At 43.4% G+C, this 11,649-nt stretch carries 10 protein-coding genes; 3 read left to right on the top strand and 7 right to left on the bottom strand.

Features of this window, described 5'->3' with window-relative positions:
* Positions 1-15: 15 nt before the first annotated feature.
* Genes FKQ60_RS05075 through FKQ60_RS05065 form a run of 3 tightly spaced genes read right to left on the bottom strand, consistent with a single transcriptional unit; the run spans position 16 to position 2,934 of the window.
* A complete protein-coding gene (locus FKQ60_RS05075) occupies positions 16-822 on the bottom strand; it encodes an ABC transporter ATP-binding protein (RefSeq protein ID WP_170906126.1) in 807 nt (268 codons plus the stop codon).
* A gap of 4 nt (positions 823-826) precedes the next feature.
* On the bottom strand, positions 827-1,864 hold the full coding sequence (gene fepG, locus FKQ60_RS05070) for an iron-enterobactin ABC transporter permease (RefSeq protein ID WP_004396935.1): 1,038 nt from the start codon (positions 1,862-1,864) through the stop codon (positions 827-829).
* On the bottom strand, positions 1,864-2,934 hold the full coding sequence (locus FKQ60_RS05065) for an iron chelate uptake ABC transporter family permease subunit (RefSeq protein WP_170906125.1): 1,071 nt from the start codon (positions 2,932-2,934) through the stop codon (positions 1,864-1,866). Before FKQ60_RS05065 ends, fepG begins: the two co-directional genes overlap by 1 nt.
* Before the next feature lie 122 nt (positions 2,935-3,056).
* Here FKQ60_RS05065 and entS point away from each other — a divergent pair, with 122 nt between their 5' ends.
* Positions 3,057-4,340: an enterobactin transporter EntS gene (gene entS / locus FKQ60_RS05060; protein ID WP_170906124.1), complete on the top strand. Its 1,284-nt coding sequence runs from the start codon at positions 3,057-3,059 to the stop codon at positions 4,338-4,340.
* Positions 4,341-4,461: 121 nt separating this feature from the next.
* Here entS and fepB read toward each other — a convergent pair whose 3' ends face one another.
* Positions 4,462-5,484: a Fe2+-enterobactin ABC transporter substrate-binding protein gene (fepB, locus tag FKQ60_RS05055; RefSeq protein WP_170906123.1), complete on the bottom strand. Its 1,023-nt coding sequence runs from the start codon at positions 5,482-5,484 to the stop codon at positions 4,462-4,464.
* A 355-nt stretch (positions 5,485-5,839) separates the two neighbouring features.
* Here fepB and FKQ60_RS05050 point away from each other — a divergent pair, with 355 nt between their 5' ends.
* Entirely contained in the window at positions 5,840-6,724 is an 885-nt protein-coding gene (locus FKQ60_RS05050) for an isochorismatase (RefSeq protein ID WP_154170890.1), read from the top strand.
* 56 nt (positions 6,725-6,780) lie between these two features.
* Here FKQ60_RS05050 and FKQ60_RS05045 read toward each other — a convergent pair whose 3' ends face one another.
* Together FKQ60_RS05045 and FKQ60_RS05040 are read right to left on the bottom strand one after the other, a co-directional pair.
* Positions 6,781-8,406, bottom strand: a complete 1,626-nt coding sequence (locus tag FKQ60_RS05045; protein WP_170906122.1) for a (2,3-dihydroxybenzoyl)adenylate synthase — start codon at positions 8,404-8,406, stop codon at positions 6,781-6,783.
* 9 nt (positions 8,407-8,415) lie between these two features.
* Positions 8,416-9,597 (bottom strand): isochorismate synthase, encoded by a 1,182-nt coding sequence (locus FKQ60_RS05040; protein WP_158137114.1) that lies wholly within the window; start codon positions 9,595-9,597, stop codon positions 8,416-8,418.
* Between the two features lie 146 nt (positions 9,598-9,743).
* On the opposite strand from FKQ60_RS05040, the gene FKQ60_RS05035 reads away from it, so the two are divergent.
* A complete protein-coding gene (locus FKQ60_RS05035; protein WP_158137113.1) occupies positions 9,744-10,517 on the top strand; it encodes a 2,3-dihydro-2,3-dihydroxybenzoate dehydrogenase in 774 nt (257 codons plus the stop codon).
* A 54-nt stretch (positions 10,518-10,571) separates the two neighbouring features.
* Here FKQ60_RS05035 and FKQ60_RS05030 read toward each other — a convergent pair whose 3' ends face one another.
* Positions 10,572-11,645 carry a 3-deoxy-7-phosphoheptulonate synthase gene (locus FKQ60_RS05030; protein WP_170906169.1) on the bottom strand — a complete coding sequence of 358 codons (1,074 nt, stop codon included), beginning with the start codon at positions 11,643-11,645 and terminating at the stop codon, positions 10,572-10,574.
* Positions 11,646-11,649 lie beyond the last annotated feature (4 nt).

The raw sequence follows: 11,649 nt of genomic DNA, 5'->3' as shown, positions 1-11,649 counted from the left end.
CGGTTTTTTTCGTTATCAAGACTTGGGTATGATCAAGGGAGTATGGCTTAGAGGGTCATCAATAATAATGCTGTGTAACCCATAGACGTGGTGGATCAATGCTTCACTAATGATTTCTTTTGGGCTGCCTTGGGCGATAATCGCGCCTGACTTCATCACAATCAAGTGGTCTGCGTAGCGACAAGAATGATTCAGGTCATGCAGTACGGCAACGACGGTGCGATTCTCTTCTCGATTTAGCTTTCTAAACAGGTTGAGTAACTCGATTTGATGGGCGATATCTAGGTATGTTGTGGGTTCATCCAATAACAAGTAGGGCGTTTGCTGTGCTAAAGCCATCGCTACCCATACACGTTGACGTTGTCCGCCGGATAGAGAGTCAACCGTTTGCTGCAGTAATCCCTCTATATTGGTCGCTTGAATGGCATCCTTGACGGCTTTTTCATCCTCTAATGTCCAGCGACGTAGAAAAGATTGATGGGGAAAGCGTCCTCTTGCGACCAGTTCATGCACAGTGATACCTGTTGGTGCGATGGCAGATTGAGGGAGCAAACTGAGTATTTTGGCTAATTCTTTTCGTGGATATCGTTCGAGGTTCTTACCATCGAAGCAAATTTTTCCTTCACTGGGGGAGAGCAGTTTACTTAGCCCGCGCAGTAAAGTCGATTTACCACAGCCATTGGGTCCAAGGATAACGGTAAATTGCTTATCTGGTATGTCAAGCGATAGCCCATGAGTGATCTGAGTATCTTGATAAGCGAGCGTGATATTTTTGGCTTGCAAACGGCTCTCTTCAAGTGTGGATTGTAGTGTATTTACCAAAACATCAGCTTCCGGATTGTTGAATTAAAAGATATATCAGATAGCAACCACCAATACTGATGGTGACAACTCCGACAGGCAATTGATTAGGGGCAAATAAATTAGCAGCGATAAAGTCTGATAAAGTAAGCAGCATTGCCCCCATTAATGCAGACGGAATGAGGGCGACTCCCCCTTCCTTCATCAACTTTTTCACCAATTGTGGCGCAACAAGAGAAATGAAAGAGATAGGGCCAGTCGTGGCGGTTACTGCTGCAGTTAAAATGACACCGAATAATAGGGCGAGTTGGCGTGTTTTTTCGCTACTGATCCCCAGAATCTTTGCACTGTCATCACCCATTTCTAGAATGTTCATTTTTCGTGTCAGCATGGCTGCTGCGATCAAAGCCACTAATATAAATGATAATGAAGGGATAATTTGCTTCCAACTCAACCCGTTAAGAGAGCCTGCTCCCCACAGGGCGGCGGTCATCGCAGTTTCTAGGCTGCTTGAAACCATCATCCAAGTATTCAAAGCGCTTAACATTGCACTGATACCAATACCGATGATGATAAGACGAAAACCTTCGATACCGTGCTTAAAGGCCAGTAAATAAACCACACCTGAGCAGACAATACCGCCGATAATCGCACCTAAAGCTATCTGGAAATAACTGCCTCCAATCAGAATAATGACAACAAGTGCACCAGTATAAGCACCAGTATTGAATCCAATAATATCTGGACTGCCTAATGGATTACGGATTAAGGATTGAAACAAAGCACCACTCACTCCGAGAGCGGCACCAAAGATGAGTCCGGAGGTGAGACGCGGTAGTCGCCATTCAAGGATGACGGCAGTAAGAAACTTTTCCCCTTTGCCAAGAAGTACTTGTGACAGCTCAGTAAAGGAGGTCTGTAACTGCCCAGTTGAGAGCGCAAAAGCTGCGACGATGATGGTGAAGCAGAATAAAACTAAAGACCATTTGAGCGAGCGTTTTGAGATAAGGATATTCAGCCAGCCATTTTGGCTACCTAGCAAAATAGTATTGGATGGTTGCATTATTGTTTACCAAAAGTGGTGACTTTACGAGCCAAATAAATCAAAACAGGGGCCCCTACAAAAGCGGTCATAATAGAAACACGAATTTCATTGGGGGCAATAATTCGGCCAATAATATCGGCACTGATGATCAGCAAAGGTCCGAGTACGATCGAATATAGGGTCAACCATAACTGATGGGGGCCTGACAAACGACGAGCGATGTGCGGGATCATGAGGCCAATAAAGCCGATCGGGCCTGCGATCGCTGTCGAGCTTCCACACAGTAACGCAATAGCAAATAACGCGGTAAGTTGTACGAACTTGACGTTTGTTCCTAGTGTTTGTGCAATGTCTTCACCGAGAGAAATATTATCTAAAGCTGGGGCGATGATTATCGCTGCGATGATGCCAACTAGGATAGGCAAAATAGCCATTGAGACGAGTGAAAGATCTCGGATATCTAATGAGCCCGCGTCCCAAAAGCGCATTTCGTCGAACGCGATGGGATTGACCAGAGTGATTGAAGAAGAAACGCCCGCAAGCAGAGCCCCGATAGCCACCCCGGCTAACGTCATCTTAAGAGGGTTAACTTTGGCTTCTTTGTATGTTCCGATTAAATACACAAAAATACTCGTGATCATTGCCCCTAAGAACGCTAACCAAAGATGTTCTGACATACTTTGATTGCCTAATACGACCACGCCAACTAAAACAAAGAAACTTGCCCCTGAGTTGACCCCAAGAATCCCAGGGTCAGCAAGAGGATTGCGGGTGATGGATTGAATCAAGCAGCCAGCGACAGCCAAAGCCGATCCGACGAATAAGCCGGTCAATGTTCTAGGTAGGCGGCTTTCTATAATAATAAGGCTGTCAGTAGAGATGGTTTGGGATAACAATACATCAATGACAACACTGGGGGGGATGCTTTTTGCCCCAATAAATAAACTCGCTATACAGACAATAAACAGGGCAACGGTAAGAGAAATGAACTTACTCAATTGACTCGATAGTCGGTTAGAAAACAGAGTACTCAGTACAGATGTTTTGAGACCCTGTTGGTACGCACTCAATTGTGGAAACACACTCATCATAAATACCAATAATAATTATTATCATTGGCGTTATTATATTCTAGTGGTTAGAATGTTCAAGTTTTAAGCTTTTATAGCTCATAGCTACTTTTTGTTTCCTCAACTTTCGACGTAAAAATATGAAAACCTCCCAATTACTATTAGATTTTAGCCTGCTCAAAGAAAACCCCCATTTTAGAATGGTATTCATTGCTCGAATGATGTCAGTTCTTGCTTTAGGGATGATGACCGTTGCTGTTCCAATCCAGATCCATCAAATGACGGGGTCAACCCTGCAAGTCGGTCTAATTATGGCCTTAGATGGTATAGGTATGTTTGTCGGACTACTCATTGGTGGTGTGCTGGCAGATAAATACGACCGAAGAAAATTGATTTTGATTGCCCGCGCGACCTGCGGAATCGGTTTTGGTGCATTAGCGCTGAACAGTTTATTGGCTAATTCATCATTGGCTGCGCTTTATATACTTTCTGTGTGGGATGGTTTTTTTGGTGCGATGGGTATGACGGCTTTGATGGCTTCTCTACCGGTGATTGTCGGTCGAGAAAACCTACCCGCCGCGGCGGCTTTGAGTATGTTAACTGTGCGAATTGGGATGGTTCTTTCTCCAGCGATCGGGGGGCTTATCATTTCGTTTGGTGATGTGAGTTGGAACTACTTAGCCGCCTCTATTGGCACATTAGGTACCCTAATCCCTTTGTTTAAATTGCCTAAAATGAAAGCGACTCATCAGACACCGGAGAATCCATTACTTTCGTTGTATGAGGGGGTGAGGTTTTTATTTTCCAACAAAGTTGTTGGCTGTGTTGTGGTGTTTGGTACGTTAGAAACGTTAGCAACGGCGGTTAGAGTCATGTTTCCAGTTTTGGCTTTAGAGACGTTTACCGGTAATGCTACGAATGTCGGTTTAATGTATTCAGCCATTCCCCTCGGTGCAATGATAGGGGCGTTAACTTCTGGATGGGTGAAAATGTCACCTAAGCCAGGCATGGTCATGGTTTATTCGACAATGGGTACCTTTTTATCGATAGTCTTGATGGGATTAGCTGGCAACTTCTGGTTGTTTCTCGCGGTGTTGGTGGTCTATGGCTATTTAGGTTCTGTGGCGTCTCTGATCCAATATTCAATAGTACAGGGCCATACGCCTGATCACTTGTTGGGACGGGTTAGTAGTTTATGGACGGCACAAAATGTCAGTGGTGACTCTGTCGGTGCGTTAGGACTAGGAGCACTGGGTAAAATTATGGCTCCGGCGATGTCAATTTTGAGTTTTGGATTAGGGGCGACTGGAATTGGTATATTGATGGTGATTGCATTTCGTTCGCTACGCCAAGCAACATTATTTGATCCTGCCTTAGCGCCTCCAGAAAAATTAACGGATTGCTCACAAGTGGCATCAAGTTAACGGATACCGCCTTATTCGAGGCGATATCAGGGCATGTCCTCTTTTGGCTTGGAGGTTCAGTGGTGTTGGCTGCGTTCGTTTACGTCAATCACATCGTCTGTCTATGCGATTGGCGATAAACTCACTTACCGCCTACTGGCATCTCTAAGTCGCTGGGAGTAAATGTAGATTCTAGAGTGGTCAGTAAATTCATCGAGCTATAGTAGTCGAGCCGGAAAGAATCATTGCCCATTGGAAAAATATTTCCTTGTTTGATCACGGGTAAGTAGGTGATGAATTTGTTGTTTTTTACTCGTTCGATAGCGGTGTCATCGGCGGAAAATAACAAAATAGAGCGGCCAGTAATGGCATCAGCAAAGTGTTCTCCGTTGACCGGAACAATATCTTTGCGTTTTCCCATTTGATGGTTGTTTTTAAGCCTATCTGGAAGCGGGCTTATGATAAACCCTAACGCGTTTAGAATTTGTCCCTGAGCTGAGCTTTCTGTCCAGAAGTTTCCGCCGCGATCATCGCCATAGTACACCATCGCTGAGACAGGTTGAGGTGGTAGTGATATTTTATCTCTCAATGCCGTAAGTTTGGCATCAAACCTTCTGATCGCGGCTTCAGCTTGTTGTTCTCTGTCGGTGATAGAAGCTAATAATCGTGCCAGTTCTTGCCAACTCTTATCATCATAATTGACGACAAGAGTGGGGGCGATGACTGAGAATTGTTGGTAGAGTTTCACCGCTGAGTCTCCGCCTGTTGCGGCAACGATAATCAAATCAGGCTGCTCTTTGGCGATCGCCTCTGCATTCGCCGCGCCTTGATACAAAGATTTAATACTACGATCGTAAGCAACTTGGCTCCACTGATGAAAAAAACCATTTTCATCGGCTACGAGAGTGTTTGGGCCAGTACCTCCTGAAGCAATCAGTGGAGCATCAATAGCCAGCAAGGTTCCTGTTATCGAGACGCTGGTAGAAACGATTCGTTTTGGTGGTTCGCTAAGGACAACTTCACCATAACTACTCGAAATCGTTTTAGGCCAGCCCTGGGAAATGGTTAGGTCTCTGGGAGATAAATGGGTTTCTGTGTTGTCGTTACATCCTATTATGCCAAGGGTAACAATAATTCCGAATATGAGAAATGATAAGCGACGCATAAGGATCTCCAATGGTTATTGTGCGTAGGGTTTTCTTTAATAGGGTCTAGCAGTAACACCGTTATATTCTCCCCTTGTTGGGTATGTTCGTTCTCGTCACATCGTTATCAATGTTCATCGGTACTGATTGACCGTCTCGCGGTCACGTCAGGTTGTTTGGGGGAATAGCCGATAATGTATTGCGAATCACTATCATTATCAATTGATTTAAATGGAATGGTTGTCTATTATCTCGCTAATGATAATTGTTAGCATTTGCTTTGCGGTGCAACACAAATTAGAACGACTTTGTTCATATGCCTATGTATGTTGAACGTCAGTAAGTCAGCAACTTTTCTCCACAAGGATAGTAACAATGGCCATTCCTAAGATAGCAGCGTACCACATACCCTCAAGTGATTCGTTTCCAGCCAACAAGGTAAACTGGCAGCTAGATGCCAAGAAAGCCGTGCTATTGGTGCACGATATGCAGAATTACTTTATTAATTTCTTTGATAGGGCAGAGGCCCCTATCCCTGAGTTGATAAAGAATATTCAGTTAATAAAACAAGCCGCCGGTTTGGCTAATATTCCCGTGGTATACACGGCTCAGCCAGCGAATCAAGATCCAGAAGAGCGCGCATTATTAACAGATTTTTGGGGGACAGGATTGACCCAAGATACAGAAATTATTTCAGATGTCGCGCCGAAAGAAGAGGATATTACTTACACTAAGTGGCGTTATAGCGCTTTTAAGAAAACGCCATTGCTAGAGTGGATGAATGAAACGGGTCGCGATCAACTGATTATCGTGGGTGTTTACGCTCATATTGGTATTCTTTCAACGGCTCTTGATGCATTTATGCTAGATATTAAGCCTTTTGTGGTCGGTGATGCCGTAGCCGATTTTTCATTGGCAGAGCACCAGCAGATGCTTGCGTACATTACTGGCCGAGCTGGTAGTGTGAAGTCTACGCAACGCGTGATTGAAGAAATTCATCACAGTATTCAATTCGTGGCACCGCTCAGTCTAGAAGTGATGCAAAAAGATATCGCAGAAATGTTAGATCTCGATATAGAAGATGTAGACGTTGATGAAAATTTGATGCTGATTGGTTTGGACTCGATTCGTGCCATGAGATTATTCGAAGGTTGGCGAAATCAAGGTGCCAATATCGCCTTCTCTGAAATTATTAAGAAAGTGACATTGAGAGAATGGTGGCAAACGATTGAAAAAGCTAAGAATTACGAAATAGCTTAGCAGTACCATTATTATAAAAAACCGATTTCATCCGAAATCGGTTTTTTAGTGTTTCTTTAGTTTGTTGAGAATTGTTCTCTCAGTTGCTTTTTGTTAATTTTACCGACAGGTGTTTTGGGTAATTTATCGATAAATCGGATTTGATCAGGAATTTTGTATTCAGCTAGCCCTTTGGCATGCAGAAAACGTTTGAGCATGATTGGTTTAAGTGCTTTTTCTTGATTTAAAACAATAATCGCGCAGCTACGCTCTCCTAGAAATTCGTCTTGAACGGCAATTAGTGCCACATCATGTACATCTGGATGCTGTAATAATAGATTTTCGACTTCTTCTGCTGCAATCTTTTCTCCACCACGGTTGATCTGATCTTTATCGCGTCCAGTAACAATGATATTACCCTCTGGAGTCATCTTGACTAAATCGCCAGTAGAATAGAACCCTTGATGATTGAAAGCGCGTTGGTTATGTTCTTGTGCTCGGTAGTAACCGCGAATGGTATATGGACCTCGGGTCAGGAGTTGACCTTCCTGACCAGGGGGGACCGGCTTACCGTCTTCATTGAGCACCAGTATTTCGTCATCGGGGGAAATAGGCCGCCCTTGGGTTGAAACAATAACGTCGATGGGGTCATCCAAACGCGTATAATTGACGAGGCCTTCTGCCATACCGAATACTTGCTGTAATTGACAACCTAGTTTTTCTGGTAACTGTTGTGCTGCACTTTGACTGAATTTAGCACCACCGACTTGCACTAGCTTTAAACTAGAAATGTCCTCGTTAGCTGAAGGTGCGTATTGCATCCATAGTAAGGCTAAAGGAGGAACGAGCGCTGATACCGTCACTTTGTGGCGTTCTATTAAGTCAAATGCGGCTTTAGGCGATGAATCTTGACTGAGTATCACGCAGCCGCCGGAAAACAGTACCCCTAATGAGCCAGGCGAGCTCAGTGGGAAATTATGCGCAACAGGTAGTACGCATAAGTATTTGGTACTTGAGTTAAACTGACAAATCTCGATGCTGCCTATTACACTATAGACATAGTCATTATGGGTTCTCGGTATCAATTTTGGTGTGCCGGTTGTTCCGCCTGACAACTGATAAAAAGCGACATCTTCTGCTTTACTGTTTTGTTGGTAACAGGCATCCAAGTAAAGAGTATTGAGCGATTGAATATCGCTATAAGTGCTTTTACCTGATGTAATAGCGAATTTTAGTGATGGACAAGTTTCAAGTAACAATAGGGCTTGTTTTTGTGTATCAACATTTGCGATTTGATCAGAAAAAATATAAGCCTTTGCTTCAGCGTGCTGGCAGAAATAGCTCAATTCGTTATAACGATGTGCTGGTAATGCAAGAATGGGCTTGATCCCTTTCATGGTGAGAGCAAAAAAGCAGAAGAAAAATTCAGCTTCATTGATCATCTGTAATACAACGTTATCACCAGCACTGAGGCCCAGAGCAGAAAAGCCTTTTGAGAGTTGGGCAATATTATTTTGAAGCTGTTGATAAGTATATTGCTGATCCTGACATACTAAGGCGATGGCGTCCGGTGATTGGACCGTCGTTACCGATAAGCAATCAAATAGTGTACGATCTTGCCAGTATCCTTGTTCACGGTAGTACTGCTCATAGTCAGTAGGCCAAGGTGTAAAGTCTAATGGTGTTGAAGTCGAAGAAATCATAGAACGCCCTTATGCCGTAAGTAATTCGTCAATCTTTATCCCAGCAGCTTTTAAAATGGTACTCATTTTTGCGCCTGTTTCTTCAAGTTCACTTTGTGGCGATGATTCGTGGACGATTCCAGCACCAGCAAAAATACACATTTCTCGTTGGCTAACTTCAGCACAACGAATGGTCACAACCCACTCACCATTGCCTCGCGCGTCACACCAGCCAATCATCCCGCAGAAATAACCACGTTCAAACTTTTCAATCTGTTTAATCGCTTGATAAGCCGAGTGCCTTGGGAAGCCACATACCGCTGGTGTCGGATGAAGTTCTGCCGCAATTTGAAGTGAGTTTATATCTGGATCAATAGCTTGGCCTTCTAATCTCGTTGAGAGGTGGAGCATCGTTTCCGTTTCGATCACAGATGGCACCATGGGGGTAAAGAGATTACGGCAGTAGCCGCTGAGTACTTTTTCAACTTCTTCCACGACAAAGCTATGTTCATTTAAGTCTTTCTGAGTGTCGAGTAAAGAAGTGTGAGATATCTGGTTATCGGATTCATTGATTGATTTTGGACGTGAGCCTGCGAGTGGATTGGAAACCACATGCCCACCTTTTTTCGCCAATAGCAATTCTGGGCTTGCCCCCATCAGCTTAGTTTCTTTTCCAATATCGACAGCAAAAGTATAACCGAGAGAATTAATGGCAAGTAAGTTTCGTAGTAATGCGGTTTGATCAATGATTTGATCGGTGGCTATTCGCACTGATCGAGACAGTACGACTTTAGAAAGATCGGTAGTATTAAACAGGTTTAACAAGGTTGCGACACCCTGTTTATAGTCGTTGCCTGTAGGGGGAGAAATGACCGTCGCCTTGTTTGCGCCAACCTTATTATTTTTACGTTCTCGTGCACTACTGGAGACATACAGCTTCTCAGGGATAAAAAACTTAGTTGGAGTCTTTTCATCAAACGGTACGATAGCAAACAATACAGGATTATCATTCTCTGATTTTTTCACCTGTTCGAGCATTTGGTTAGCACGAAGAGCTAGCTCAGAAAATGGAATAGCTTGATCGAGTTGTTGCTCAATACCCACACCCAGCATTGAGTTATGTGGCGATGCAAAGAAAAAAGGGGCAGTTTCTAGTTCTTGGCTCAACAGTTCTTCAGCCATTCTGGAGAATCCGACAACTTCGCGTTTCATAATGACCTCATTCACAAAGGTGGCAAATATTTGCTATTTGTTTCATACGCAATACATTGTAAGATTATACATGATAACGATTATCAGTTTCAAATGATAATCGATCTTGTTTGGTGGGTGGTTAATATAAAAGAGGAGATGTTAGGTTGAATCAGAACAATCAAACAGTATTGCTAACAGGATCAAGCCAAGGTATTGGGTATGCGGTATTGGAACGACTGCTCATCGAAGGGTATAGAGTGGTTGCAACCGATCGATGCATTGACAAGCTTGATGAACATTTGGCCTCTCTGCAACGACAGTATGCTGATCAGCTCGATTGTTATGCGATAGATTTGCTTGATAGTCAATTAGATCAGAAAGTTGCGCAGCTTTGTCGTCAGTATCGTTTTGATCATTTAGTCAGCTGTGCGGGAATATTAAGCATCGGGAGTGTTTCTTCAATGCCTATTGAAGAAATTAGGAAAATGTTTGAGGTTAATACTTTTGCTGCCATGAGCATTATTCAGAATGTAGCCAAGGGAATGAAACAACGGAAGTCGGGAAATATTGTGGTTATTGGTTCAAATTCCGCTAATACGCCAAGAATGAATATTGGTGGATATGCAGCATCAAAATCTGCCTTGCATCTGTTAGTCAAGTGCTGTGCATTAGAGTTGGCAGAATTCGGTATTCGCTGCAATATAGTCAGCCCAGGTTCTACGAGAACAGAAATGCAGACACAGCTTTGGAATGAAAGTTACGGTGAGCAACAAGTGATTGAAGGAAATCTTGCTCAATATCGTCTAGGTATTCCATTGGGAAGGATGGCTGAACCTGCTGATATAGCGAATACGGTGCTTTTCCTCATGTCAAACTCTGCGCGTCAAATTACTATGCATGACTTACGAGTAGATGGCGGCGCAACGCTCGATAATTAATTATTCGACAATGTTAAAAAGTCAAAATAAAACAGGCTCTTAGAGCCTGTTTTATTAAGCGATTTCTGATTGAAGACAGTGTACTTTACGATAATACTCTACTGCCTGAGCAAGTGTGTCTAGGAAAACAGTGCTGTCTTCCCAGTCTAGGCATTCATCGGTTATCGATTTACCATAAACGAGAGTCTGATCAAGTCTTTGATTTCCACCTTTTAAGAAACTTTCACACATCACCCCTGCTATATTTTGTTCTCCATCAATGAGCTGGGTAGCGATATCTTTCACCACTTTCAATTGATTTTTAGCAATTTTACTGCTGTTCCCGTGACTGCAGTCAACAATCAGTCTAGGGCTAAGATTGTTGGACTCTAAGTGTTTAGCTGTATTTTTTATATGTTCGCTTGAATAATTGGGAGTTAAGCCACCACGCAAAATAATGTGACAATGTTTATTGCCTACTGTGTGTGCGGCCATTGGGGTGCCATCAGCTGAGGACACAATCAGTACATGATTATCTTGTGCTGCGTGAATCGCATCAATAGAGATTGCGGTATTGCCATCGGTCCCATTTTTGAATCCGATTGGGCAATCTAATCCAGAGGCGAGTTGGCGGTGTGGTTGTGATTCTGTTGTCCTTGCTCCAATTGCTCCCCAGCAGATCAAATCAGCGATGTAAGGTGCGATATTGGTGTCAAGAAACTCTGTAGCCGTTGGGATCCCAAGTTCAAGTATCGATTTCAGCAGCTTTCTGCTGCGATACAGGCCTTGAACTAAATCAAATTGGCCGTTCAAGTTAGGATCAACGATGTATCCTTTCCATCCTCTGCGGGTTCGTGGCTTTTCAAAATAAGTTCTCATCACGATTTTTAAGTTATCACGATATTTTTCTTGAATTTTGGCGAGCCGCATCGCGTATTCTAGAGCTGCTTTAGGATCATGGATCGAGCATGGGCCAATAATGACTAAGAGACGAGAATCCTCCCCACAGATAATACGCTTAATTTCCTCTCTTTGTTTTTTAACAAAGCGATACAGTCGTTCATCCATGGAAGTATTGGTTAACGATACGCCAATATCGGGCAAAGGGGAGAACGTTGAAGCATTGATGACGTCAGTTATAGAGTGCATGGGC

Origin of the sequence: Vibrio sp. A11 (assembly GCF_013048705.1) — a bacterium.
In the GTDB taxonomy this organism is placed as follows: Bacteria; Pseudomonadota; Gammaproteobacteria; order Enterobacterales; family Vibrionaceae; genus Vibrio; species Vibrio metschnikovii.
Note: the sequence above shows the minus strand (reverse complement) of the source record. Positions and strands in the feature narration are given on the sequence as shown.

Excerpts from the sequence above, each read along its gene's own strand:
- fepG (WP_004396935.1), bottom strand. The coding sequence starts at position 1,864 with ATGCAACCATCCAATACTATTTTGCTAGGTAGCCAAAATGGCTGGCTG.
- fepB (WP_170906123.1), bottom strand. The coding sequence starts at position 5,484 with ATGCGTCGCTTATCATTTCTCATATTCGGAATTATTGTTACCCTTGGC.
- FKQ60_RS05030 (WP_170906169.1), bottom strand. The coding sequence starts at position 11,645 with ATGCACTCTATAACTGACGTCATCAATGCTTCAACGTTCTCCCCTTTG.
- FKQ60_RS05045 (WP_170906122.1), bottom strand. The coding sequence starts at position 8,406 with ATGATTTCTTCGACTTCAACACCATTAGACTTTACACCTTGGCCTACT.
- FKQ60_RS05065 (WP_170906125.1), bottom strand. The coding sequence starts at position 2,934 with ATGAGTGTGTTTCCACAATTGAGTGCGTACCAACAGGGTCTCAAAACA.
- FKQ60_RS05050 (WP_154170890.1), top strand. The coding sequence starts at position 5,840 with ATGGCCATTCCTAAGATAGCAGCGTACCACATACCCTCAAGTGATTCG.
- FKQ60_RS05040 (WP_158137114.1), bottom strand. The coding sequence starts at position 9,597 with ATGAAACGCGAAGTTGTCGGATTCTCCAGAATGGCTGAAGAACTGTTG.
- entS (WP_170906124.1), top strand. The coding sequence starts at position 3,057 with ATGAAAACCTCCCAATTACTATTAGATTTTAGCCTGCTCAAAGAAAAC.